At 60.0% G+C, this 23,997-nt stretch carries 23 protein-coding genes; 19 read left to right on the forward strand and 4 right to left on the reverse strand.

The window, feature by feature from the left end; translation table 11 throughout:
* Window positions 1-233 precede the first annotated feature (233 nt).
* The 8 genes from paaA to ACFV4R_RS06725 all read left to right on the forward strand — a co-directional run bounded on the left by paaA (window position 234) and on the right by ACFV4R_RS06725 (window position 6,776).
* Complete coding sequence (gene paaA, locus ACFV4R_RS06690; RefSeq protein WP_377201361.1) at window positions 234-1,256, forward strand: 1,2-phenylacetyl-CoA epoxidase subunit PaaA; 1,023 nt, start codon at window positions 234-236, stop codon at window positions 1,254-1,256.
* 5 nt (window positions 1,257-1,261) lie between these two features.
* The gene (gene paaB, locus ACFV4R_RS06695; protein ID WP_377201640.1) at window positions 1,262-1,657 is read left to right on the forward strand and encodes a 1,2-phenylacetyl-CoA epoxidase subunit PaaB; all 396 of its coding nucleotides are present in this window, start codon (window positions 1,262-1,264) and stop codon (window positions 1,655-1,657) included.
* Entirely contained in the window at window positions 1,654-2,577 is a 924-nt protein-coding gene (gene paaC, locus ACFV4R_RS06700; protein WP_377201360.1) for a 1,2-phenylacetyl-CoA epoxidase subunit PaaC, read from the forward strand. The genes paaB and paaC overlap by 4 nt, the downstream gene beginning before the upstream one ends.
* Window positions 2,574-3,104, forward strand: coding sequence for a 1,2-phenylacetyl-CoA epoxidase subunit PaaD (gene paaD / locus ACFV4R_RS06705; protein ID WP_377201359.1), 531 nt, complete (start codon window positions 2,574-2,576; stop codon window positions 3,102-3,104). Before paaC ends, paaD begins: the two co-directional genes overlap by 4 nt.
* A 9-nt stretch (window positions 3,105-3,113) precedes the next feature.
* A complete protein-coding gene (gene paaE, locus ACFV4R_RS06710; protein WP_377201358.1) occupies window positions 3,114-4,352 on the forward strand; it encodes a 1,2-phenylacetyl-CoA epoxidase subunit PaaE in 1,239 nt (412 codons plus the stop codon).
* Between the two features lie 20 nt (window positions 4,353-4,372).
* Complete coding sequence (locus ACFV4R_RS06715) at window positions 4,373-5,155, forward strand: enoyl-CoA hydratase/isomerase family protein (RefSeq protein ID WP_377201357.1); 783 nt, start codon at window positions 4,373-4,375, stop codon at window positions 5,153-5,155.
* A gap of 269 nt (window positions 5,156-5,424) precedes the next feature.
* Entirely contained in the window at window positions 5,425-6,612 is a 1,188-nt protein-coding gene (locus ACFV4R_RS06720; protein ID WP_377201356.1) for a glycosyltransferase, read from the forward strand.
* A 14-nt stretch (window positions 6,613-6,626) separates the two neighbouring features.
* The gene (locus tag ACFV4R_RS06725; RefSeq protein WP_377201355.1) at window positions 6,627-6,776 is read left to right on the forward strand and encodes an LPXTG cell wall anchor domain-containing protein; all 150 of its coding nucleotides are present in this window, start codon (window positions 6,627-6,629) and stop codon (window positions 6,774-6,776) included.
* A 65-nt stretch (window positions 6,777-6,841) separates the two neighbouring features.
* Here ACFV4R_RS06725 and ACFV4R_RS06730 read toward each other — a convergent pair whose 3' ends face one another.
* Complete coding sequence (locus ACFV4R_RS06730) at window positions 6,842-8,071, reverse strand: glycosyl hydrolase (protein ID WP_377201354.1); 1,230 nt, start codon at window positions 8,069-8,071, stop codon at window positions 6,842-6,844.
* A 247-nt stretch (window positions 8,072-8,318) separates the two neighbouring features.
* Here ACFV4R_RS06730 and ACFV4R_RS06735 point away from each other — a divergent pair, with 247 nt between their 5' ends.
* From ACFV4R_RS06735 to galU, 3 genes are all read left to right on the forward strand, one after another.
* A complete protein-coding gene (locus ACFV4R_RS06735; RefSeq protein ID WP_377201353.1) occupies window positions 8,319-8,690 on the forward strand; it encodes an Hpt domain-containing protein in 372 nt (123 codons plus the stop codon).
* 247 nt (window positions 8,691-8,937) lie between these two features.
* Entirely contained in the window at window positions 8,938-10,110 is a 1,173-nt protein-coding gene (locus tag ACFV4R_RS06740; protein ID WP_377201352.1) for a PqqD family protein, read from the forward strand.
* A gap of 89 nt (window positions 10,111-10,199) precedes the next feature.
* Window positions 10,200-11,090, forward strand: a complete 891-nt coding sequence (galU, locus tag ACFV4R_RS06745) for a UTP--glucose-1-phosphate uridylyltransferase GalU (protein WP_377201351.1) — start codon at window positions 10,200-10,202, stop codon at window positions 11,088-11,090.
* Between the two features lie 17 nt (window positions 11,091-11,107).
* Here the strand turns inward: galU and ACFV4R_RS06750 are convergent, their stop codons facing one another.
* Together ACFV4R_RS06750 and ACFV4R_RS06755 are read right to left on the reverse strand one after the other, a co-directional pair.
* Entirely contained in the window at window positions 11,108-11,545 is a 438-nt protein-coding gene (locus tag ACFV4R_RS06750; RefSeq protein WP_377201350.1) for a VanZ family protein, read from the reverse strand.
* A 28-nt stretch (window positions 11,546-11,573) separates the two neighbouring features.
* Window positions 11,574-12,650, reverse strand: coding sequence for an LCP family protein (locus tag ACFV4R_RS06755; RefSeq protein ID WP_377201349.1), 1,077 nt, complete (start codon window positions 12,648-12,650; stop codon window positions 11,574-11,576).
* On the opposite strand from ACFV4R_RS06755, the gene ACFV4R_RS06760 reads away from it, so the two are divergent.
* The 3 genes from ACFV4R_RS06760 to ACFV4R_RS06770 all read left to right on the forward strand — a co-directional run bounded on the left by ACFV4R_RS06760 (window position 12,649) and on the right by ACFV4R_RS06770 (window position 15,803).
* The gene (locus ACFV4R_RS06760; protein ID WP_377201348.1) at window positions 12,649-13,092 is read left to right on the forward strand and encodes a PqqD family protein; all 444 of its coding nucleotides are present in this window, start codon (window positions 12,649-12,651) and stop codon (window positions 13,090-13,092) included. The two genes, ACFV4R_RS06755 and ACFV4R_RS06760, sit on opposite strands and share 2 nt — an antisense overlap.
* Before the next feature lie 206 nt (window positions 13,093-13,298).
* On the forward strand, window positions 13,299-14,873 hold the full coding sequence (locus ACFV4R_RS06765) for a polysaccharide biosynthesis tyrosine autokinase (RefSeq protein ID WP_377201347.1): 1,575 nt from the start codon (window positions 13,299-13,301) through the stop codon (window positions 14,871-14,873).
* Window positions 14,874-14,897: 24 nt separating this feature from the next.
* Complete coding sequence (locus ACFV4R_RS06770; RefSeq protein ID WP_377201639.1) at window positions 14,898-15,803, forward strand: nucleotidyltransferase family protein; 906 nt, start codon at window positions 14,898-14,900, stop codon at window positions 15,801-15,803.
* Here the strand turns inward: ACFV4R_RS06770 and ACFV4R_RS06775 are convergent.
* A complete protein-coding gene (locus ACFV4R_RS06775) occupies window positions 15,797-17,173 on the reverse strand; it encodes a sugar transferase (protein ID WP_377201346.1) in 1,377 nt (458 codons plus the stop codon). The genes ACFV4R_RS06770 and ACFV4R_RS06775 overlap by 7 nt on opposite strands.
* A gap of 224 nt (window positions 17,174-17,397) precedes the next feature.
* Between ACFV4R_RS06775 and ACFV4R_RS06780 the strand changes: the two genes are divergently transcribed.
* The 5 genes from ACFV4R_RS06780 (at window position 17,398) to ACFV4R_RS06800 (ending at window position 23,890) form a co-directional block, all read left to right on the forward strand.
* Window positions 17,398-19,020 (forward strand): polysaccharide biosynthesis tyrosine autokinase, encoded by a 1,623-nt coding sequence (locus ACFV4R_RS06780; protein ID WP_377201345.1) that lies wholly within the window; start codon window positions 17,398-17,400, stop codon window positions 19,018-19,020.
* A 136-nt stretch (window positions 19,021-19,156) separates the two neighbouring features.
* Window positions 19,157-20,314, forward strand: coding sequence for a glycosyltransferase (locus ACFV4R_RS06785; protein ID WP_377201344.1), 1,158 nt, complete (start codon window positions 19,157-19,159; stop codon window positions 20,312-20,314).
* 9 nt (window positions 20,315-20,323) lie between these two features.
* Entirely contained in the window at window positions 20,324-21,346 is a 1,023-nt protein-coding gene (locus tag ACFV4R_RS06790) for a hypothetical protein (protein ID WP_377201343.1), read from the forward strand.
* Window positions 21,347-21,611: 265 nt separating this feature from the next.
* Complete coding sequence (locus tag ACFV4R_RS06795; RefSeq protein WP_377201342.1) at window positions 21,612-22,589, forward strand: polysaccharide pyruvyl transferase family protein; 978 nt, start codon at window positions 21,612-21,614, stop codon at window positions 22,587-22,589.
* Window positions 22,590-22,678: 89 nt separating this feature from the next.
* Window positions 22,679-23,890, forward strand: coding sequence for a hypothetical protein (locus tag ACFV4R_RS06800; protein ID WP_377201341.1), 1,212 nt, complete (start codon window positions 22,679-22,681; stop codon window positions 23,888-23,890).
* The last annotated feature ends 107 nt before the right edge of the window (window positions 23,891-23,997 follow it).

The raw sequence follows: 23,997 nt of genomic DNA on the forward strand, positions 1-23,997 counted from the left end.
CGAGTGAGCGCGCGTTGGAGGGGGAGCCGCCACGAGTGAGCGCGCGTTGGAGGGGGAGCCGCCACGAGTGAGCGCGCGTCGGAGGGGGAGCCGCCACGAGTGAGCGCGCGTCGCAGGGGGGGGGGGGGGGAGGCCGGGCACGCTTGACGCCCCCAAACGCTTCCGCATATCCTGAACGAACGGTCGGTAAATAAATCCGCGCCGTCCCGGAAGGTCATTGCATAGGAGCAACCATGGCAGCGCAGAACCTGCAGTCAGTGCCCGCTGAGCCCACAGCCGATCAGACCCAGGCCCAGGCGGCCCAGCAAGAAGCGGACGCAGCCGGCCAGGCCCACTTCGACCGCGTCATCGCCGAAGATTCACGCATTGAGCCCAAGGACTGGATGCCGGCGGCCTACCGCAGGACGCTGCTGCGCCAGGTGTCCCAGCACGCCCACTCGGAGATCATCGGCATGCAGCCGGAAGCCAACTGGATCTCGCGGGCCCCCAGCCTGAAGCGCAAGTCCATCCTGATGGCCAAGGTCCAGGACGAGGCCGGCCACGGGCTCTACCTCTACAGCGCCGCCGAGACCCTCGGCCAGAGCCGGGACAAGATGATGGACGACCTCATCGCCGGCAAGGCCCGCTACTCCAGCATCTTCAACTACCCCGCCCTCACCTGGGCGGACATGGGCGCCATCGGCTGGCTGGTGGACGGCGCAGCCATCTGCAACCAGGTCCCGCTCTGCCGCGCCTCCTACGGCCCCTACGGCCGCGCCATGGTCCGCATCTGCAAGGAAGAGTCCTTCCACCAGCGCCAGGGGTTCGAGATACTCCTGGAGCTTTCCAACGGAACGGCAGCGCAGAAGCAGATGGCGCAGGACGCCGTGAACCGCTGGTATGCCCCGGCGCTGATGATGTTCGGCCCGCCGGATGACGATTCGCCCAACTCCAAGCAGTCCATGGCCTGGAACATCAAGCGGTTCAGCAATGACGAGCTCCGCAGCCGCTTCGTGGGCATGATGGTGGAGCAGGTCCGGGTCCTGGGCCTCACCCTCCCGGATGAGAAGGTCCGCTACAACGAGGACACCAAAAAGTGGGAGCACGGCCCGCTGGACTGGCACGAGTTCCAGGAAGTGCTCGCCGGCCGCGGTCCCTGCAACGCCCAGCGGTTGGAACGCAGGCGGGAAGCGCACGACGACGGCGCCTGGGTCCGCGAGGCAGCCGCGGCTTATGCAGCCAAGCAGGTTAACAAGCAGAAGGAATACGCAGCATGAGCCCCATGGCCCCCCACGGCAACCCGGAAGCCCCCGCAAGCGGCGCCGCAGAAATCAACCGCGAAGCCCCCAAGGTCAGCCCCGCACCCGAGCAGTCGGCACCACAGGAGCACCATGACAGGAGCGCCTGGGGCCTCTGGGAGGTCTTCGTCCGGTCCAGCCGCGGCCTGAGCCACGTGCACGCCGGATCCCTGCACGCCCCGGATGCCGCGATGGCCCTGAGAAATGCACGCGACCTCTATACCCGCCGCAACGAGGGCGTCTCCATCTGGGTTGTCCCGGCCGACGCCATCGCCGCCAGTGACCCCGATTCCAAGGGTTCCTTCTTCGAGTCCCCGCAGGGCAAGGATTACCGGCACGCCACGTACTACACCAAGAGCGAAGGGGTAAAGCACCTGTGAGCACCCCCGAAGCGAACACACAGACAACAGGCCACGGCGACATCTCGACCGGTGTAGCCGGCGGCGACTCCAACGCCTCCGCCACCAGGATCACCCCGGGCAACGCCCTCCGCCCGGAGGACATCGCCCTCGAGGTCAAAACCGGCCTGGCCAAGCCCACCGAGGACGTGGCGGAGTACGCCCTGCGCATCGGCGACGACGCCCTGATCCTCGCCCAGCGCCTGGGCCACTGGATCTCCCGCGCCCCGGAGCTGGAAGAGGACATCGCCCTGGGCAACATCGCCCTGGACCAGCTGGGCCACGCCCGCAGCTTCCTCACCTACGCCGGCGGCGCCCTCACCAAGGAGGACGGCTCGCCCACAACAGAGGATGACCTGGCCTACTTCCGCCGCGAACACGAGTTCCGGTCCGTCCAGCTGTTCGAGCAGCCCAACGGGGACTTCGCGGCCACCATCGCCCGGCAGTTCGTGGTGAGCTACTACCAGTTTGAGCTGTACCGCCGCCTCACCGCATCCACGGACGCCACCCTGGCAGCCATCGCCGCGAAGGCCGTGAAGGAAGTGGATTACCACCGGGACCACAGCGCCCAGTGGGTGCTGCGCCTGGCCGGCGGCACCGAGGAATCACGCAAGAGGATGATCCACGGCCTCCGCACCATGTGGCCGTACGTCGCCGAACTGTTCCGTGACGACGAACTGACCGAAAGGCTCGCCCAGGCGGGTGCCGCCGTCGCGCCTTCCAGCCTGAAAGAGGACTTTGACCGCCTCACGGGCGAAGTCCTAAATGAAGCCGAACTGGAGGTGCCGGACGTTCCGGCGGCCCCCGGCGGCGGCCGTGAGGGCCGGCACTCGGAGCATCTGGGCTACCTCCTGGCCGAGATGCAGGTGCTGGCGCGCGAGCATCCCGGTGCGAGCTGGTGACAGCCGTGTACATTTCGGACTTCGAAACCCGGACCCGGACCCCGCGGCAGAACGCGTGGGACATCGCCGCCACGGTGTGCGATCCGGAAATCCCCGTGCTCACCATCGAGGACCTGGGCATCCTGCGGGACGTGCAGGTGGCAAACAACAAGGTCACCGTCACCATCACGCCCACGTACTCGGGCTGCCCGGCCATGGACGCCATCCGGGATGACGTAAAAACAGCGTTTGCCAAAGAGGGCATCGCGGACGTCACCGTGGACCTGGTCCTCGCCCCGGCCTGGACCACCGACTGGATGACAGAGTCCGGCAAGGCGAAGCTGCGGGAGTACGGCATCGCCCCGCCCACCGGCAAGAGTGATGCAGCGCGGCATGCCGGGCCCATCCGGCTGCAGATGGCCGTGAAGTGCCCGCAGTGCTCCAGCCTGCACACCAAGGAACTCACCCGCTTCGGCTCCACGTCCTGCAAGGCCCTGTATGTGTGCCAGGACTGCAAGGAACCGTTCGACTACTTCAAAGTCCTCTAAGGAACCGCCATGACTGTTGTCCGCCAGACCGCCGCCGAGGAGGCGCAGGCCACCGGCCGCCGTCGTCCGTCCTTCCATACCCTTGCGGTGAAGGAGGTGCGCCGGCTCACCGACGATGCCATCGAGGTCAGCTTCGGGGTGCCGCCGGAGCTCGCCGGCCAGTTCGACTACCTGCCCGGCCAGTACGTGGCGCTGCGCACCACCCTGCCGGACGCCGACGGCGAGCCGCACGAGGTGCGCCGCAGCTACTCCATCTGCGCGGAGCCGCGCAGCTTTGAGGACGGCAGCAGTGAGATCCGCGTGGCCGTGAAGAAGGACCTGGGCGGGCTGTTCTCCACGTGGGCCAACGCGGAGCTGAAGGCGGGCGACGAGTTGGACGTGATGAGCCCCATGGGCGCGTTCGTGTCCAAGCACGGCCGCGACGGCAAAGCCGTTGAGCAGAACGTCATGAACTCCATGAACCGTCCGCAGGACATGGCCACCGAGCTGGCGGGGGAGGCGGGCAGCTTCGTGGCCATCGCCGCGGGCTCCGGCATCACCCCGGTGATCGCGATCGCCCGGACGCTGCTGGCCGCCAACCCGGACACCCGGTTCGACCTGATCTACGCCAACAAGGCCGCCATGGACGTGATGTTCCTGGAGGAGCTGGCGGACCTGAAGGACAAGTACCCGCAGCGGCTGGCCATCCACCACGTGCTGAGCCGTGAGCAGCGGATCGCGCCGCTGCTGTCCGGCAGGATCGATGCGGAGAAGCTGCAGCAGCTGCTGGGCACCGCCATCCACGCGGACGATGTGGATGAGTGGTTCCTGTGCGGGCCGTTCGAGCTGGTGCAGCTGTGCCGGGACACCCTGGCCCAGCGCGGCGTGAAGCCGGAGAACGTCCGGTTCGAGCTGTTCACCTCCGGCAAGCCGGACCGTCCGGAGGGGAATGCCGGCCGCCCGGTCATTGTGGATGAGAGCCAGGAGACGTACAAGATCACGTTCAAGCTGGACGGCCTGCAGGGCGACGTGGCCAGCCCCACGCATGCGCGCGAATCGATCCTGAACGCGGCGCTGCGGGTGCGGCCGGATGTGCCGTTCGCGTGCGCCGGGGGAGTGTGCGGCACGTGCCGGGCCAAGGTGGTCACCGGCACCGTGACCATGGACGAGAACTACGCGCTGGAGCAGGATGAGCTGGACAAGGGCTACGTGCTGACCTGCCAGAGCCACCCCACGTCCAAGGAAGTCACCGTCGACTTCGACGTGTAAGTCTTTACTAAAGGAGCCCCATGATTTCCCTTTCCATCAGCAACGGCATCGCCGAGGTTGTCCTCAACGCCCCGCACAAGCTGAACTCGCTGGACGAGCAGGCACTGCGGGATTTAACCCAGGCGTACGACGACGCTGCTGCCGCCGCCTCACGCGGTGAGGTGCGGGCGCTCCTGCTCAGGGGAGAGGGCCGCGCCTTCTGCGCTGGCCGGGACATTGCCGGGGTGACGCCGGAGAGCGACGACGCCGCCGCGTACCTGGGCGGTCTGGTGGAGCCGCTGCTGAAGAAGATGGCGGCGTTCCCGGCACCGACGTTTGCCGCCGCGCAGGGTGCCTGCCTGGGGGTGGGACTGGGACTGCTGCTGGCCACGGACGTGGTGTACGTGGCGGAGAACGCGAAGTTTGGCTCGCCGTTCGCCAAGCTGGGGGCCACACTGGATTCCGGCGGGCACTGGTACTTCACGGAACGGCTGGGCATGCACCGCACGTTGGACCTGATCTACACGGCGGACCTGATCTCGGGCACCGAGGCGGTGGCGCAGGGGATGTTCAGCCGGGCCATGCCTGCTGCGTCGTTGTTGGAGTCCACCCGGGAGATTGTGTCGCGGGTGGCTGCCGGGGCCACGGGCGCGTTCGTGGCGTCCAAGGAGCTGGTGGCACACATCCGGGACCAGCGGCTGGGCCTGTGGGCGTCCATGCAGGAGGAGAACGGGGAGCAGGCGCGCCTCTGCAAGACCGACGACTACGCCGAGGGTTTCCGGGCGTTCCAGGAGAAGCGGGAGCCGACGTTCAACGGCCGCTGATGTGAGCAAGTAACTGCTGAAGCATGGCCCCGTGGGTAGCTCCCACGGGGCCATCTTCTTGCCCGAAAACAGGCGGCAGGGCATGGGCCTGAAGGCGGCAGGATGAGGCATAGCGGATGTTTGCGCAGGTCAGGGCCTTGTTGAAACCTCAAGAAACAGAGGAGACCTTGGTAAAACCTTGACTGAATGGCGGGGCGAAAGTTGAGAGGCCCTTTGAAGAATGAACGTGCGGCCCAATGGGGGGCCTTACAACATTCGAGGAGACCTCCATGCAGTCCACCCTGCTCCCACACCCCGCCGGAACGTCCGGCCACGCTGCCCAGGATGCGTACCAGGCCGCAGTCCCCGCCACGGGTGAAGCCTCAGCTCTTGCCCCGGTTCAGGGGCTGCTCCGGGTAGTCGTGCTGGTGCCGGCGTACAACGAGGCCGCCTCCATCGGGGCCACCCTGGACGGCCTGATGCTTCAGTCCCGTCCGGCGGACCTCGTGGTGGTGGTGCCCAACGGGTGCACGGATGGCACCGCGGAGGAGGCCCGGAAGTACCCGGTGACCGTCATGGAGCTGCCGCGGCTGGAGCACCGCAAGTCCGAGGCGCTGAACCGGGCGTGGGCGGAGTACGCGTACGACGCCGACGTGGTGGTTTGTTTGGACGCGGACACGGTGCTGCCGCCCAACGCCCTCGAGGCCTGGGAGCGGGAGTTCGCCGGGCGGCGCTCGGCACGGCTGGGGGGATCGTCGTCGAAATTCACGATGCAGGACCCCGGCTTCCTGAGCCGGCTGCAGAAAGCGGAATTCGCCACCTGGACTGACACGGCGCTCCGGCGCCGGCAGACCAGCGTCCTCGCAGGGACGGGGTGCGCCATTAACAATGCGGTCCTGCGGGAGATCGCGGCCCGCGACGACCGTGAAGGCCCCTGGGTGTACACCTCGCAGGTGGAGGATTTCGAACTGACGTACCGCATCCGGGAACTGGGCTACATCTGCCAGGTATCCCCGGACGTCCGCGCCTACACCGACTCGATGAAAACCATCAAGGCGCTCTGGGGCCAGCGGATGAAGTGGCAGGTGGGCACCGTGGAGGACCTGCTGGACCTGGGCATCAACCGGCTCACCCTGCGCGACTGGGGGCAGCAGGCCATGGGTTTGCTGGGAGTGTTCCTGAAGGCCCTGTGGATCGCCGTCATGGTCCTCTCGCTCGCCCTGGGCGTCTTCAAGTTCATCCTGTTCTGGTGGCTGGTGCCCGTGCTCTTCGTGGCGCTGGACATCAAGCGCGCCCTGCGGATCCCGCACCGGGACTGGAAGGACATTGTGCTGGCCGCAGCCTTCTTCCCCCAGGAACTGTTCATGTGGCTGCGCTCGGGCTGGTTCCTGGCCTCGTGGTGCGCAGTCCTGAAAACCAAGATCACCCGGCAGCGAATCGACCGCTGGGAAGCCCAATACACAGCAGAGGATATCTAGAAACAATGTACGGAATGAATGCAGCCCTTCCCGCCTCCGGAGCAGCAGCCCTGGCCTACACCGGCCTGAACGTTGGCTCTTCGTTGCTGACGGCCCTGGGCGTGATGCTCATCGGCGTGGCCCTGCTCTCGCTGCTGCGCAAGAACAGCAAAGTCAGGCCCTGATGCACAGGCCACTGGCCCGGCCGGTCACTCCGGCCGGGCCAGTGGCCTTCTCAGCGGGCAACCCGTCAGGAGGTGCGGCGTGCCTGCAGTGCGTTTTTGAAGGCAGTGGCGGAGGCAGCGCTGCTGTTGATCCTCCAGTCAGCTTCTTTTTGGATGTGGAACCAGACAAATCCCATGACGTCCGGCTGTGCGTTGAGGTAGGAGATGAGCTGCGTGTTCCAGGCGGCTTTGTCGCCGCCGGCTTCGCTGGACGCGGTTTCTGCGATGAGGATGGGCAGGCCCGGAGCCAGGGCCCGCAGCTCGGCGATGCCGGGGGCGAACAGGTCCTGCGGGGAGATCCAGCCGCTCCAGGACGCGGACGTGCCCCAGTTGTAGCCGTCCAGGGCCACGATGTCCACGTAGCCGGCGCCCGGGTAGAGGCCCGCGAGGTCGGTGGATCCCCAGTAGGGGACGTTGGGGCTCCACACCCAGGACACGTTGGTGGCTCCCTGGGCTTCGACCACGTCGTGGACGTGCCGCCACGCCTGCGCGTAGTCGCCGGGCTGGTTGCCGTTGACGCTTTCAGCCCACGGGTACCAGTCGCCGTTCATTTCGTGGGCGAACCGCAGCTGGACCGGGTAGCCCCAGGCGGCAAGCGCCTGGCCCCACTGGGCGATGTGGGCGTCGAAGTCGCCGGCAGCGATCCTGTCCAGGCTGTACGCGGGCTGGCTGACGCCACCGCCCCAGGCCCAGGGCTCCCAGGTCACCAGCGGCACGGCGCCGCGCGCACGGACCGCGTTCATCTCGGTGATGGGGGCGGGCTGAAGGAAGTCCTTGTAGAACAGCACGCTGGACGGAGCCTCACCGGCGAGGGCAGCCACCTCGTTGAGTTCGGCCGAGGCCAGGGGGCCGCCGTTGGTGGCAGCTCCGAAGCGGAGCCTGGCCGTGCTGACCGGCGGCGGCGTGGGAGCGGCGGCGGCCACGGTGAATGCGGCGGAAGCCTGCACGGACGAGGTCTTGGCTGTCACGGTGACCTTGCCCGTGGCTGTTCCCGGGATGGTGGCCGGGGCGCTGAACGTGCCGGCTGCCGTGGTCTTCAGGGGAAAGGTTGTGGATCCGATGATCACCGTTCCGCTAGCTGAGGCTTTGAAGCCGCTGCCTGTCACGGTGATGGAGGACCCTGCGGGCCCGGTGGCCGGGCTCAGGGAAATCTGGCCCGCGGCAGCCTGCGCTGCCGCCGGCTGGACCGCGGTGAGGGCAAGGGCCAGGCCAAGGGCGGCGGCCCCGGCTGAGAGGAACGCTTTGAAGTTGAACACGGCGATCGATCCCCAGAATCGTCATGGCAGCAACGCTCGCTGCCGGTCACATGTGCCGGGCGGCACACGCTGATCGTAGAGCCGCTGCGCGCATATTGATGGGATCTTGATCAAAGTCTGCGGAAAAACTTGGCGTGCCCGGCCCGAGGGCTTGGCGTGTCACCATCAAATCTGGAAGGAGGAACCAGTGAATAGAGACGTTGGCGTCTGGCCTGTCGGCCTAGAGCCATGCGTGGTGGATCCGGCTGTGCTTGATCGTCTGCGGCTTGAGCTGGACGACGATGTGGGCTGGCTCCTGTTCTTGGAAAACTTCCTTTCCCACCTTCCCCGCAGGATCGAAAAACTGCGCAGTGGAGTCTTCACAGCAGACTACGAGGCGTGCATGGACGCCGTTCTTAGCCTTAAGATCTCTTCCCAGATGGTGGGCGCTGAATGCCTTGCTGGCCTGGCAGCGGAACTCCAGGGCTACCTCGACAGCCCTGCAGTGGTGAGCTGGCCTTCGACCCGATCCGTTGAATTTGAGCACTTCCTCAACAAAGCCAGCGTCTGTGCCGGACAGACTGCCGCAGTCTTGAGAGCCAGATTCGCTCAAGAAGTTCAGCGGCAGCCCCCTCGATAGCGCAGTGCCCTTGGCCCAGGCCAACCATCTTTGTTCTCGGAATTGGCGGCTCGTAGCGAGCGCTAGAATGCGCATTGTCTGCGGACGTCGGGAGAAGTGGGATCCGCGGTTTCGAGCTGTGGATCTTTTGTCCCGCTGTCCGGGTGCGTGTTCACCAGGACGGGATGCCGGTAGGCTGTCCTTCGCTGCGGACAGAACGCCGCGAACGTAGATTGGGGTAGCGTTGGGTAACCACGTAGGACTGCAGGTGTTAGGGATTTCGCTTGTTGTCAGCTTCAGTGACGCAGTCACGGCGGATCAGCAGCAGCAGTGGGCCGCTTCCTGGTCGCGCTGCTTGCACAACAACTCGATCCCGCCGGGCCGGGTGGAAAACGCTTTCGACGGGCTCCCGTTTACAGCTGCACTCAGTTTCAACCGCCACGGCGTCGGAACTGATACCAGGCAGGTGCGTGCCGCTTCTTTTGCGTCCCTCTGCGAGCGGATCACGTCCCAGGTCACCCTGATCGCCATTGAGATGCGTGCGGGGGCCATGACAATGCTGCACGCTTGCGGTGTCGCCGATGACAGCGGCGCGGTTCTTGCCCTGGTTGCTGAATCGGGGACAGGGAAAACTACGGCAGCCTCTCATCTGGCACAGACCTTCGGTTACGTGACAGATGAGACCGTGGCTATCAAGGCCGACGGCGCCGTGTTGCCTTACCCAAAGCCGCTATCTGTAGTGGCCGGGGGCCGCGGCGAACCAAAACGGCAGGTAGGCCCCGACGAGTTGGGACTAAAGCCTGTGAGGGGACATCTGCGCATCCGTGCCATCGGTCTTTTGGATCGGGTGGAGGAAATGCGGACGCCCGAAATTGCGAGGGTACCGCTGCTGGACGCCGTGGTGGAGCTGATTCCTCAGACGTCATCGCAGTCGGCTATCGAAAAACCGCTTCAGTCTCTTTGCGAGCTGATCCTAAAGATTGGAGGAGTCAGAAGGATCACCTATTCGGAGGCTGCGGACCTGGAAGTCGCGTTATCGGACGAGTTCTTCGCAGTAGAGCCTGGCGAACAGTGCGCCGCCGCTAAATGGACCCCGGCGGACATCGCTGGAAGTGATGACCACGTCCCCAAAGGCTGGTTGCGCCGGAAACCCGCCATTGATGCGGTGGAGTGCGAGGGCGACCTGCTGATCCTGAACGGCCTGGGCGTAACACGGCTGACGGGAATCGGCCCTGCGATTTGGCGGCACTCCGCGCAGGCCCTTACCGAAGGAGAGCTCTTGCAGTTGCTGGAAGCAGAGTTTGGTCTCCCGCGGGACTCCGGAGGAGTCCTGGAGGACGTCTTGGAGGAGTTGAAGTCCCGCGAATTGATTTCCCGTGGCCCGGGTGCGTCGTTTTGGGAGGGGCGTACTGCCTTGGGGCTTATCAATGTTGGTAGCTGACGATTTGTTTGACGAAAGCCGGTAGGTTTGGGGGCTTGCCGGGAGGGGCTGGATTGCATTATTTTGTCGCTGATTTGTATGGTTCAGCTATGACTAAGGGGAACGCAATTACCAAGGCCGTCATTCCTGCTGCTGGATTGGGAACTCGTTTCCTGCCGGCCACCAAGGCGATGCCGAAGGAGATGCTGCCGGTGGTCGACCGCCCGGCCATCCAGTACGTAGTGGAGGAAGCGGTCCGGTCCGGCTTGGATGACGTCCTGATGATCACGGGGCGAAGCAAGAGGGCCCTGGAAGACCACTTCGATCGGGCACCGGGACTTGAACGGGTGCTGGAAGTTAAGGGGGACAAGGAGCGTCTTGAGTCCGTTCAATACGCATCAGACCTGGGCCCCATTCACTATGTGCGTCAGGGAGAGGCGAAGGGGCTGGGCCACGCGGTGCTGTGCGCGAAGCAGCACGTCGGCAAGGAGCCGTTTGCCGTCTTGCTGGGTGATGATCTCATTGACGAGGCCGAAGCCCTCCTGAGCACCATGATGGACGTTCAGCAGAAAACCGGAGGATCCGTCATCGCTCTCATCGAGGTCGATCCCTCCCAGATCAGCGCGTATGGCTGCGCGGACGTTGCCGCTGTTGACGGTGAGGAGTATGTGCGGGTGAACAGCTTGGTTGAGAAGCCCGCCGTGGGGGAGGCCCCGTCCAACCTGGCCGTAATCGGGCGCTACGTTCTGCACCCCTCCGTTTTCGCTGTTCTCGAAGAGACTGAGCCCGGCCGTGGCAATGAGATCCAGCTGACGGATGCACTGCAGACGCTGGCCGCCGGTGACGGCGAAGGTTCAGGCGTCTATGGTGTGGTCTTCAAGGGCCGGCGCTTCGACACCGGCGACAAGCTGAGCTACCTCAAGGCAATCATCACACTCGCGTCCGAACGGGTGGAGTTCGGCGAGGACCTGAGAAGCTGGATGAAGAACTTCGTGGGCTGAACGACTGTATTCGTGACCTAGCGGGGATCCGCTGCCAGCAGGCAGCGGGCCCCCGCTCTTCGTAGTACCAGGAGAGCTCCCAGCGCGCCAAGCACGGCACCGGTGCTGTTAGTTGCAATATCCACCGGACTGGCGAAGCGGCCGTGGAGGAACAGCAACTGCCCTAGCTCGATGCAGCCGGACACCAGCAGCCCCAGTGCACCCGTCTGCCACCAACGGGGCCCGGTAAATGCCAGGCCTGTCGCGAAGCCCAGGGGAACGAAGAGTACAACGTTCGCTGATGCCTCTAGGAAGCCATAGTTGAACCATCCCGGCAGACCATGCCGGTGCAGGAAGCCCAGCGCATCGTTGAGTTGGCTCCGCACCGGCTGATCCACCGGGGAGGGCCAATAGGCAACCACGGCCAGGAACGCCAGCATGGCTGCCAGCACTGAGCGCCACAGTACTTTATTCATCCAGGCCCCGTACCTGTTTCGCGGGCTGTCAGTTGCCCTTTTCTAGCTTGTTGGCTGCGATGTAGTCGCGGAGTTTGTCCTGCGCGAGGGCAGCGGAAATGTCCGCAATGGCAGCTGTGTCCGGAAGAACGATGGATTGCCCGTCCGTGGAAGTTCCGATACCGGCCGTGGGAAGCGTGAACATGGATATGTCCTGCTGGCGCACTCCGTTCAGCTCAAGCCCCAGTGCCGCCACGGCACTGGAGTTGAAGTCCCTGTCTACGCTTACGTAAGGGGATAGGGAAGAGACCACGCCTGAAATCTTCGCGGGGTTGGTGAGGGTGTCTGCGCTGGCAGTCTTGTCGACCACAGCCTTCAGGAACTGCTGCTGATTGCGGACACGCTGATAGTCGCCGTCAGCAAAAGCGTACCGCTCGCGGACGAAGCCAAGGGCTTGTTCACCATTCATCGTGTTAGGGCCAGCCGTGAATGTATATCCCCCGTGAGTCGATGTGAACGGAGTAGAAACGCTGATTTGTACCCCACCCAAGGCGTCTGTTAGACCTTTGAAGCCCTGAAAGTCGACCATTGCCACATGATCAATTCTTTGATCGAAAAGTGATTCTACGGTTTGCACCATGAGTGGTACCCCTCCCAAAGCCAAAGCGGCGTTCACCTTCGCTTCCCCTTTTCCGGGGATGGGGACCCATAGATCTCGCATGATTGACATGGTGTAGACGTTCTTGCGGTCAGCCGGGATGTTTAGGAGCATCAGCGTATCTGCTCGCTGATCCGTCGCAGAGCCTTGCACCGAGTCAAACTCGGCAGATCCACGGCTGTCGCTGCCCAGAATCAGAATGTTGATCGCGCTCTTCTGTCCCGCTGGCGGCTCTGCTTTTTGCGGTCGGGAAGACTCTGCGGGGAAGGCAGACTCTATTTTTTGAGAGGCTGAATCAAAAGCGCTCGCCAAGCTCCACAGGTAACCTCCAGCGAGCACGGCCGCGGCCACCACTAGTACGGCGATCACAACAAGTGCTGTCCTGCCCTTGCGAGGCCTTTTCGGCTTCTGGCGGGACTGGCGCGTTGACTTCGGTTCTGATTCGACGAAGGTTTTGGGGAGCGTCATGACTTCCTTTATCGTGGCGTTGGGTGTGATGGATAATATCAACCCACGGCGGCCTACATTCAGTGAATATCGACGCCATTATCTGACTTGGGGAGTTATTTTGACGGATAGTTCGGTTTGGATTCGCAACTGCCTGGTGGCTGAAGTTCGGTCAGAGCACGATTCCCGCGTTGCTTTGCTCCACCTGGAAGGCGATCAGCCTGTGGTTCTCGAAGGGAGTGCTGCCGTGATATGGAACTCTATTGACGGCGCCGCGACGGTGGAGGAGATAGTTGAGGGCACCGCTGCCCTATACCGAACCAATGCGGACGACGTGAGGCAGTCAGTTCGGGAATTCCTCCAAGACTTGTCGGCAAACGGATTCATTAAACCTTATGATTCAGGCTATGGCCAGCAATTCTCTTCTGCAAGGCGATTTTTGGATGACATAACCTACTCGTGACCGCCCCAAGTGCTTGCGAGTAATCAGAGGTCACCCAGTCAAACGCTTGCCAGACCTTACCGCGATTACTTTACGCCTCCGAAGCGTCGCTAGGATACGTGGTAAGTGAAGATGCGGTTGAGCGCGTAACGAACGATCCCGCGACATGACGTAAAATTAGTAATTGCCTTGGGCCGTGGGTGCCCGAAGCGGGGGAGGACGACAGCGTGATTGGTACGGAGCTAACGGCGGATGACACTCAAACGCAGGGGTTGACTTTGGCCGATTACTTGCGGGTCGCTCGTTCGTACTGGAAGTCGATAGTGGCATGCGCGCTTATGGGCACCCTCGCTGCTTCAGTCTGGGTAATCTTGCAGCCGCGGGTTTACGCTTCGGATTCCAGCGGCATCGTGGTCGCCGGCGGCGCGGATAACCTCAGCTTGTCCTTGGCGGGAGACAACTTAGCAAAGTCGAAGGCGAAGAACTTCAAGTCGGTGGGGCAATCGAGGTTGGTTGCTGATCGAGTCATCGCGGACTTGGGGATCGATTCAACGGCTGACGCGCTCTTGTCATCCATCACGGTCGCCGTCCCGCAGGATAGTGCTGAGATCAAGGTGACGGCTAAGTCCACCGTTCCTGAGGATGCTCAGCGCATTGCTGATGCCTGGGTCAGGGGCATAACTCAACAAGTCGCTGAATTGGAGTCGACGGGGACAGTTGAGGGCGGAGCACCCATTCAGCCTGCAGTTCGAGTTGTTCCCCTAGGTCAGGCAGTAGTTCCCACTACCCCCGTTGCTCCGAACGTACCAATTTACGTGGCCGGGGGATTTATGGCTGGCTTAATTGCGGGGCTTGTGCTGGCCTTCTTGCGCAACCACCTGGACAGGCGGATCAAGACTATAGATGACGTTGAGCGGTTGGTTGGGGTGTCGGTGATAGGAACGATCCCCGTCGATCACCGATTGGACGGCGGAAGTTTCGTCATCGACGCTGCGACCCTCGGTGGACATGACGGTGGTAAGGGAAACAACGCGATATCCGAGGCACTTCGTGAACTGAGAACCAACCTCAAGTTTGTCAATGTGGACAGGCCTCCGCGCGTAATAGTCGTAACTAGCTCGGTGCCCTCCGAAGGCAAATCGACGGTAACAGCCAACCTCGCAGTCGCCATGGCGTCAGCAGGAGAAAACGTTGTAGTAGTTGACGGCGATCTTCGGCGGCCTACAGTGGCGAACGTATTTCAATTAGTACCCGGCGTCGGTGTTACCGACGTGCTCAGCGGCCGCGCAGAAGTATCCGACGTTATGCAGCAGTGGGGTGCTCTCGATAACCTGAGTGTTCTCGGATCCGGGCCCATTCCTCCCAACCCCAGCGAGCTTCTAGGCTCTAACGCAATGGCTGCCCTGCTCCAACTGCTAGGTGATAGCTCTACTGTTTTGATCGACGCGCCGCCCTTGCTTCCGGTTACCGACGCAGCAATTCTCTCCCGACTTTCTGACGGTGCAATTGTGGTTGTGAGGTCGGGCAAGACGACTCAGGATGAATTGACCCGCTCGATCGGCAATCTGCGGCGTGCTAAGGGACGTGTACTGGGAACGATCTTGAATTGCGTTCCGCTGTCCGGTGCCGATTCATACTCCTACTACGGGTCCTACAGTTCACATGACCCAGAATTAGCTGTGGTGCCCACCCCGAGCAATCCAGCTTTGTCCGAGTTCGACCGCCTGATTTCGTCCTCAGGAGCTCCTATGACGGCAGAGCCACACACTTTTGCGCCAGATCGACACAGGCGTTCAATTTAGGTCTGTGGGTTGGATCAAAGCGGCGTGCTTCGTTTGTACGAGGCAGTTAGGTTGGCTCACGCCCTGGTCAGTCATATAGCCGAGACAGCGAACGTTCGAGCCATCTTCATTAAGGGCCCTTACAGTGAGCGTCTTGGGGTCCGTCGGTCGCGGGAGTCTGCAGATGTAGATGTCATAGTGCTTCCTGAAACTATTACGCTATTTACGCGCGAACTACGAGCCAAAGGCTGGGATTTGAGGCCGTCGGATCCCGACGAAGTTGCCTTTCCGAAACACTCGGTCACGCTATTTCACCCAAACTGGCCGAACGATATCGATTTGCATTTCAGGTATCCAGGTTTAGAGGCGGATGTTTACAAGGTCTTCGACGCCATGTGGTCTGCTTCAGATCAGACAACGATGGCCGGTAGGGCCATTAGAGTGCCAAAAATGCCCTTGGCTGTATGTATAACAGCTCTGCACGCATTGAGGACGCCGTGGACGAAAAGGAGCAAGGACGAACTAGAGTTCCTTCATTCGATGGATCTGTCATCGCATCGTGCAGAAATTCTTGAATTGGCTCGTGCTATGGGCGCCATACCCGCTTTGGCTCCCTTTCTCCGTCGCCACTTTGGCGAGTCTGTGGTTGGGAGCATTCCACTGCCATCAGACGAGTGGAGACGCCGCATCCTCTCCAGGTCACCGGGTGCAGCACGAATACTCGCTATCTTGGCTGTGCCGCTGAAGCAGAGGCCCCTGCTCCTGTGGAGGTCTTTGATGCCCCACCGGGACGGGATATTGGCGCGCAACTCTAAAGCCGACGTGAGTTGGGGTGCACGGTTTGAAATGCAAAGGGACAGATGGAAGTTCCTGATCAAGGGAGGACCAACACTCATCCAAGATGTTGCATCTTACTTGTCAGGCCGCGGCCCGCTCCCTCCTCGTCAGTAGGCTCCCTCTTTAGCCAAGACAGCTCGAACCGTTTTGATAAGGATCAAGATATCTCCTGCAGGTGACCAGTTTTCCACGTAGTAGAGATCCAGTCGTATGCTCTCTGCCCAGGAAAGGTCAGATCGTCCACTTACCTGCCACAGGCCTGTGATTCCGGGCCGAACGTTAAGTCGTCGGTGAATATGATCCTCGTAGGTGGCCACTTCGCGCGGAAGCGGAGGGCGCGGGCCGACGACGCTCATAGCGCCTCGAAGGACGTCCCAGAGCTGGGGGAGCTCGTCAATCGAATACTTTCGGATGAAAGCTCCCACTTTGGTTACCCTCGGATCATTCCGAATTTTGAAGAGTTTTCCGTTTCCGTCGTTTAGCGCTGCAAGTTCACCAACCATGCTGTCTGCATCGACGCGCATGGATCTAAATTTGTGCATGAGGAACTCTTGCCCATTGATACCAACCCGCGGCTGACGGAAAAAAATGGGGCCTTTGTCTTCTGCTCGTATTAGGAGGGCAACCACAACGAATACCGGAGCGAGTACGAGGAGACCGAAGGCAGACAGCACAACGTCCATCAGTCGTTTCATGGAGTGTTTCGTTCCTCGGTATTGGGGGAGTTCCACTCGCATTAGTGGCAACCCGTCAATGGGTCGCCAATGGATCCGGGGGCCGGCAATGTCGGTGAGTCGGCTAGCCAACACTAACGACGCGCCTGTGGGCTCCAGTTCCCATCCCAAGGACTTTAGGAAAGTTCGGTCTCCGACATGACCCGCGACTATCACTGCCGAGGCACCAGTCGATTTCACTGTGTCGACTACTCGTGTCAGCGACCCTACACTTGGGACTTGCAATCCCGAGGGTGTCACGACGTGGGCATCACCTGCACTGGGCTTCTCGTCGCCGGCTATCACAGCTCCAATCACCTGATATCCGGCGGAGGGTTGTTTACGTATCTGATCCGCTACGTAACCAACCTCCACTCGGTGACCGATCAGCAGCGCCCTATCGCAATACTGTCCCTTCACACGCTGTCGAACGAGCCAAGCTCTCCATAGCCTGCGCGAAACCAACAGAGCAATCAGGCCGAGTGGCAAAGCGATTGCGATGTACCCTCTTGCTACGTCGAATTTAAGAACCATTGAAATGATGGCCAATAGACCGAACACCCCAAAAGTGGCGCTGGCGACTCTGCGGTACTCTTCACTGCCGATACCTAAGATCGATGTAGCTCTGCTCTGGGTAGTTGTCAGAGCAGAAATCCAGGCGACCGCCAGCAAGGTCGTCACGGCGCCATAGGCGGAAAATTCGAAATCCGGCAAGTCCGCATCGGTTCCAAATCGGAGCCATCGGGCGGCAACGACAGTGACAAGCACCACGAGGGCATCTGAAACGACTATTCGTCGACGTACCTTGGTCCGCCAGTCATAAGGCCGACTCCCTAATAATGGGTCCTCCGTGGTCCGGTCCCCTGTAAGACGCTGCGTATCCGCCGAAGTTTCCAACTCGCCCCCAATATGCCGCTAAGAATATGAAAATGATATAGGAGAGAAGCTGCGCTCGAACACGTCCGACTGCCCGGTTAACTTGGCGGGTTCTTACCGTGTTCACTGAGGCAGCCGGCCGGAACGCCTTCCGCGCGGTTGGTGCCCAGATGAGCGGCGTCACAGCGTTTAACGGCTTTCCGATCGTACAGGCCTTCAAAGTAAAAGCTCGCCCTCGGGCTGCGTGTAAAATTTTCGATGAAGCGCACCGCTGGGGGGCGCGCACAGATGGGGGAGGCGTGAGTCAATACTTGAAACACGCTGTGTCGAACCCGCGGTTTCAAATGAGAGTTGCGGACTATGCCCGGCTCTTTTCTGCGTCGTGGCGGCGTTTGGCTGCGACAGCCGTGGTCTGCGTTGCTGCGACAATGTCTTACGCTGCAGTACAACCGGCGAGCTTCAAGGCCACGGCCCAAGCCGTTGTGATGCCAGAACTGACACAGAACGAAGTGCAAGCCGTTTCCGGAGAAGTCCTGGCAAAATCTAAGGCCAGATTCTATGCTTCCTTGGCTGGATCTCCCGCTGTTGTCGAGGCGGTAAGCAGCCGGCTGAATTTGCAAGGGCCGTCGAAGGCGCTAATCGACGCAGTGCACGTCGAGGTAGCTGACAGCGAGACGATCCTGGAGGTTACTGCCGAGGCCGGCACCGCTTCGAATGCTAAAAATCTAGCCGACACCTACCTGGATGTACTGACGGATCAATTGAAACAGATCGAGGACGGCTCTTCGTCTAGGGCTGTAGGAAATTCAGTGGCCATCGTCCCACTTTCCCCGGCGATGTTGCCCACCTCAAGTGAGCCTAGGCATTTAATCTGGCTGCTGGTTGGATCGACTATTTTGGGCGTCCTGCTCGGGATGATTTTGTCTCTTTGCAGGCTGCACACCGATCGTAAGATACGTCATGCGGTGGATGTTGAGCAACGATTTGAGTTCCCCGTATTAGCAAACATCCCGATGAATCGTGCGTTTCTGGATGTGCACGGTGGTGGACGTCGGCGTAAGCGTGGCGAGGGGGGTTTTGGGGTGGTGCGTGATCGAACTGCTGATGTATTTCGGGAGTTAAGGACGAACATAATCTTTGCAAGCATTGATAGCCCGGTTCGTGTTGTGACTATCACAAGTGCGGTCCCTGGGGAAGGAAAATCTTCGGTGGCCGCCAACCTTGCAAGCGCCATTGCTGCGGACGGGCGACGCGTGGTGCTGGTAGACGCCGATTTGCGTAGTCGGACCACAGCCAAGCCCCGAATGGCTTCACTCCCAGGACTTAGCGAAGTCTTGAGCGGTCAAGCCAATGTTGAGGACGTACTGCAACCCTGGAGTAGTGAGCCGAACCTTCGCGCTCTTGGCCCTGGAAGAATTCCCCCCAATCCCAGCGAGTTACTGGGATCGCAGTCAATGTCTGATCTAATCAGCGGTTTGGCAACTGACCATTTTGTCGTTATCGATGCCCCGTCGGTCCTACCTTTCACAGACGCAGCAGTTTTCTCTTCAATCTCCGATGGCTACGTCGTTGTTGTTTCGGCGGGTCGCACTACGTACGCCCAACTCGAACAAGCGATTTATCGTCTGGAGAGGGTGCGAGCACGCGTACTAGGCTCCGTTATGAACCGGACCCCATTGGATAACCCAGGCCAGTACCGAAACCCGACGAGGCTACGGCGGCAGCCTACCCGCGTTGAGTAGGAAAACGCGGTGCCTCTACACCCAGTAACAGGCCTCTAAAATAAGTTCAAGGCCCATAAGACGCTCTTAGATATACCAAAGATGGCTTGTGGCTGCTTCTGGCACGCTCAAAGTCTCGTTCAATGGAAAGGTAAGCATGCCCAAGTCAGTCGCAATTATTGGAACCCGAGGGTATCCGAGTTACTACGGTGGATTCGAAACAGCCGTGCGGAAACTGGCGCCCTTTCTTGCCGACCATGGCTGGGATGTCACCGTTTACGGACGTAAAGACACAACCTCGCCGGATGATAGTGAACGCGACGCGCGCGTCATCAGTGTCGAAACCGCGGGTGTGGAGAGTAAATCGCTGAGCACTCTGAGCTACGGCCTTACGGCATGTATCCATGCCGCATGGAAAAAACCCGATGTGGCTTTGGTCATGAACGTAGCGAACGGGTTCTGGCTGCCGCTATTGCGTCTTCGAGGAATACCTGTAGTGGTTAATGTTGATGGCATTGAATGGGAGCGTGCCAAGTGGGGACGTTTCGCTAAAGCGATCTTTAGACTTTCTGCCAAGCTGACGGCGGTTTTTGCCACTGAGCTTGTGGCCGATGCTTCGGAGATCCAACGGCGATGGCAGGTTGACTTTAGGCGCGACAGTGTCGTGATTCCCTACGGGGGAGACATACCACAACCTCTAAGCATCGAGCCTGGTCTGACCGCTGGCAAATACGTGCTCGTTGTGGCGAGGTTCGTTCCAGAGAATACCGTCCCCGAGTTCTTTGCGGCAGTTGAGGCCCTCCAGCGCGTGTCCCCGGTGGTCATCGTGGGTTCATCCGGATATGCCGGCGAGCTCGACGAACAAGCTCAACGACTAGCTGAGAATTATGAGAACGTTCGGTGGTTGGGACACGTCAGCGATGACCAACGCCTGCTGTCCCTATGGCAACACTGCGGCGTCTACTTTCATGGACACAGCGTAGGGGGCACAAACCCCGCACTTGTCCAGGCCATGGCGTGTGGTGCACCAGTCGTAGCCAGAGACACTGTGTACAACAGGGAAGTCCTATCTGACGGCGCCCTCTATGTAACGCCCCAACCCGAGGCAATTTCGACGGGCATCGTGGAGCTGCTGGCAAATCCAACATCCCAGGCGGAGTTCGCTGAAAAGAACGAAGCGAGGGCGCGCACTCACTATAGTTGGGAACTTGTGTGCACCGGCTACGACAACGTGCTCGCCCGGTTGTCCGCGATGGTTGGCCCTAACCTCGGCTCCGAAAATCGCGTCAGCAACCTACCCTCCGGTCGCGGATAGCACCGGCACATGGAGATCTTGATAAGTAATCCACTGCCTGCCGCACTGCGACACTTTGAGTTGGAGCTTTCAGAGACACTAGCTCGGGTCAGTCTCGCTCACAGCGTGATGCCCACGCACGCCGTAGAAGATAAGTCTGGACTTTTCGGGCAACTAACGAAGCTGGGAAACGCAATTCGCAATTCCAGACAGGGCTCGGCTTCGGGATCTGTCACTATTCATTGCTGGCCAAGCTTGGGTCTGCTGGAGCCCATCGTCTGGACCGCTCGAAGAGGTCGAAGTCTCATAATATTCCATGACCCGGTGCCTATTCGAAAGCAGGTTGGATTCGACCGGATCAGTCGCTCTATCGCAGCAAGTTGGGCTCGTCGGGGGGCACCGGAAGTTCTTGTCCACTCCGACGATGCGTTTCGAGTTGCTTCGCAGCTTTTTCCCCGCTTAACCGTGGTCAAGGCACTGCATCCGATACTTAGCCAGCAAGTTAATCACCCGACGCTTGGCGGAGAGGTGGTTGTCGCTGGCCAGTTCAAGCCTGAGCGCAATGTAGAACTTCTTGTAAGGCTGGGGCCGATGCTGAAAGCCAAAGGCCTTGAACCGAAGATCTACGGTCGCGGGTGGCCAACCGACATACCTGGCTGGTCAGTTGATAGCCGCTTTCTTTCGGAGCCAGAACTTGATGCGGCGGTTGATCGATCCGCCGTCGTCTTGATTCCGTACAGGAACTACTTTCAGAGCGGCATAGCAATACGGGCGCTTGAACGCGGGCGTATCAGTGTTTCGCCTGAGAATTCATTCGCAAAAGATGTATTCGGAGAGTACGCGGCTGCCACTTACCGTCCTGATGCCAAGCCCGAAATGGTTCTTGAATGCCTCTTGGCAGTGGCTGCGGCTCCCGATGCCCCCGAGAAGATCTTCTCTGGCTATAAACAGCGCGTCGATTCGTCGTGGACCGCTGCACTGAATTCCGAAGCTGGTCCCAACCCGTCAGTGCCGAGCAGTAAACTACCGGCCGACCCGCCGCGATTTATTTAGGAGAATGATGATTCGAAACCTAGTTCGAAGGATTCGGTCCTCGAGAACGTACATGGAAGCCATTTGGCAACCAGATCAGCTAGTTGCCGGGCTCGTGGCAAGGTTAGCGAGACCTATCCCGACCCACCACGTACTCCTGTCGGCAAGTGGTGGCGGCAATATTGGTGACCAAGCGATGTTCGAAACGTATCTTCAAAACGTGGACGGACCTGTGGTCGTCCTAACATCCTCGGCCAGCAGTCTAATTATTCCGGAGGAGTCCAGAATGAGGTTGGAGATTGTCGAAGTGCCCGCTTTGATCTCCGGATTGCCCGGTATACGCATAAAGGCTACGATCGAACTTTGTAAGCAACTGCGGCGAGCAAAGTCCTACTCAGTAATTGGCGCCGATATTATGGATGGGGTTTATAGTCCGGACCAATCGATTAGCCGGATGAGTTCCGTTAACTGTGCCATCTTAATGGACGTCCCTGCACGTATCCTTGGCTTCAGTTGGTCGCCAAACTCGAAGCACACGGCCAAAATTGCCATGCGGCGAATTGGTGGACACGCCCGAATTCTTGCCCGGGACCCCCAAAGCTTGGAGCGACTGGATAGTGACGGTGTTTCTGGCCTCGAAGCTACGTCCGACACGGTCTTTAGTCTTCGCGGTGAAATGGATGTTCCTGAGACGGACGACTGGATACGCACTGAGCTTGCGGGTGGTCGCAATATAGCCCTTCTAAATATTAGTGGGCTTATTGCTGCAAGAATTGATCTGAGCACTGACTATTCAAGGATTCTAGAATTCCTGCTGAGTGCAAACTACAGTGTAGTGCTCCTTCCACATGTCATTCGAGATGGCGATGATGATCTTCTCGCAACTGAGAAATTTACCGAATCACTTTCCGCTCCTTTGGGCCATGTCTATGTGGTGAAGTCGACTCTGCGCCCACAGCAGATAAGGCGACTGGCAACCCAATCGTCACTTGTCGTGACAGGTCGTATGCACTTGGCTGTGATTGCGTTGAGTTCTGAAGTGCCGACGATCACATTAGGAACACAGGGTAAGGTCGAGGGACTCTACGATCTTTTGGGAATAAAGCACCTTTGTCTTGAGCCAAGACCGGGATTTTCTTCTGAATGTGTGGAGGCAATAAAGGGTTTAATTGCCAATCCCGAATCGGCAAAAGGCCCGATTCGAAGTCGCCTGCCAGAAGTAGTTGGCTCATCAAGCGTAAACTTTTCGGGTCTTCGAGAATGAAATCACGTTCGGCAGGGCGACATTACAAGGGCTCAGGTAATGCAGATAAGGCTGCTCCCAATAATCGCGTAGCCCGTATAGTGTGGGGAGTGGCTTCCCAGGGATTGGCTAGCGCAATAAGCCTGGTCTTGACCATATTCACTGCTAGGGAAGTAAGCGCTGAGGCTTATGGAGTCTTCGCCGTCGCCTTGACTTCGGCTTACTTCATTCAAGGATTGATACGGGCTCTTACGTCCGAGGTTCTCGTCTTTCGACACTCGGCTGCGGAGGGTGAAGATCGAGATGCCCTGACGTCTGCCTGTTTGAGTGCCAGCGCAGCTTACGGTGCAGTGTTTTCTATCATTGCTGTAGTAGCAGGAATAGTCCTCAATGATTCCTTTTGGATTGCATTTGCCTTCGCTCTCCTGGGCCTCGTTGTGCAGGATAATTTTCGCTTCGTATTAATGGCACATGGAAAGTCTAAGCTAGCAACAATTCTAGATGGTATTGCCCTTATTGCATCGGTCGCTCTTCTGCTTGCTGCATCGGTATACGGGGAGCTCACTGCATTTCTGTTGGCGTGGGGCAGTGCTTCATGGATCGCCGGCCTGGTCGGATTTGCACTCCTCAAGCCTCGGCTACGGATGCGAAATCTGAGAGCGTGGCATAAAATGGCATGGCATGAGTCAAAGTTCTTCGCTAGCGACTTTATGCTGACAAATGCGGTCTCCACCGGTGCCGTCTATTTCATCGCTATAATGCTTGGCGCTGTTGCGGCTGGACAGATACGAGCGGCCTCGATGTTGATACTTCCCGTGCTTCTACTCACGCGAGGCCTTATCCTCACAGTTGCATCTGAAACTAATAGACTAGTCGCGGCGAGAAAATATAAATCGGTGAGAAATATTGGACTAGCGCTGTCTGGCGCTTCAGTAGGCATCACGCTTCTTTGGATACCAATTGTTTGGCTCATACCGATTAGCTGGATGGAGTTCCTTCTCGGAGATTCCGCGCAGGGGGCTGCCGATGTCTTCCCGTTCGTCGCTATAGCTACGGCCGCCGCAGGGCTTGCGGCCGGTCCCAACATCATTTTGAAGGCGGCAGGGCGAGTTAGGACCGCGTTTACTGGAAAGGTCGTGGCACTACCGCTTTCCGTCGGGGGCGTAGTGACCTTGTCGGTCATTGCTGGTGCTGCGGGCAGCCAAGTTGGGTTAGCCGTGGGCGAGGCAGCTCGGGCCATCTGGGGTTGGGCCTGGGCGGCGTCTTGGCTTAAGAGTAGAGTTTCGGAGGAAGCGGACAGCAAAGAGGTATGCCAGCCATAAACGGACCTAAAGCGGCTCTTCACGGTTCGTGGGGAAATGGATTCCCGGATGAGTGTCATGCCGCCGTCCGGACGGCACTTCTCATGAGAATAACCGATTTGTAATTG

Source organism: Pseudarthrobacter sp. NPDC059871, assembly GCF_042731175.1.
Lineage (GTDB): Bacteria > Actinomycetota > Actinomycetes > Actinomycetales > Micrococcaceae > Arthrobacter.

What these genes read in the sequence shown, in the direction of transcription:
- paaA (WP_377201361.1), top strand. Translation starts at nt 234, where the DNA reads ATGGCAGCGCAGAACCTGCAGTCAGTGCCCGCTGAGCCCACAGCCGAT.
- paaB (WP_377201640.1), top strand. Translation starts at nt 1,262, where the DNA reads ATGGCCCCCCACGGCAACCCGGAAGCCCCCGCAAGCGGCGCCGCAGAA.
- paaE (WP_377201358.1), top strand. Translation starts at nt 3,114, where the DNA reads ATGACTGTTGTCCGCCAGACCGCCGCCGAGGAGGCGCAGGCCACCGGC.
- ACFV4R_RS06715 (WP_377201357.1), top strand. Translation starts at nt 4,373, where the DNA reads ATGATTTCCCTTTCCATCAGCAACGGCATCGCCGAGGTTGTCCTCAAC.
- ACFV4R_RS06720 (WP_377201356.1), top strand. Translation starts at nt 5,425, where the DNA reads ATGCAGTCCACCCTGCTCCCACACCCCGCCGGAACGTCCGGCCACGCT.
- ACFV4R_RS06725 (WP_377201355.1), top strand. Translation starts at nt 6,627, where the DNA reads ATGAATGCAGCCCTTCCCGCCTCCGGAGCAGCAGCCCTGGCCTACACC.
- galU (WP_377201351.1), top strand. Translation starts at nt 10,200, where the DNA reads ATGACTAAGGGGAACGCAATTACCAAGGCCGTCATTCCTGCTGCTGGA.
- ACFV4R_RS06750 (WP_377201350.1), bottom strand. Translation starts at nt 11,545, where the DNA reads ATGAATAAAGTACTGTGGCGCTCAGTGCTGGCAGCCATGCTGGCGTTC.
- ACFV4R_RS06760 (WP_377201348.1), top strand. Translation starts at nt 12,649, where the DNA reads ATGACTTCCTTTATCGTGGCGTTGGGTGTGATGGATAATATCAACCCA.
- ACFV4R_RS06755 (WP_377201349.1), bottom strand. Translation starts at nt 12,650, where the DNA reads ATGACGCTCCCCAAAACCTTCGTCGAATCAGAACCGAAGTCAACGCGC.
- ACFV4R_RS06785 (WP_377201344.1), top strand. Translation starts at nt 19,157, where the DNA reads ATGCCCAAGTCAGTCGCAATTATTGGAACCCGAGGGTATCCGAGTTAC.
- ACFV4R_RS06790 (WP_377201343.1), top strand. Translation starts at nt 20,324, where the DNA reads ATGGAGATCTTGATAAGTAATCCACTGCCTGCCGCACTGCGACACTTT.
- ACFV4R_RS06795 (WP_377201342.1), top strand. Translation starts at nt 21,612, where the DNA reads ATGAGGTTGGAGATTGTCGAAGTGCCCGCTTTGATCTCCGGATTGCCC.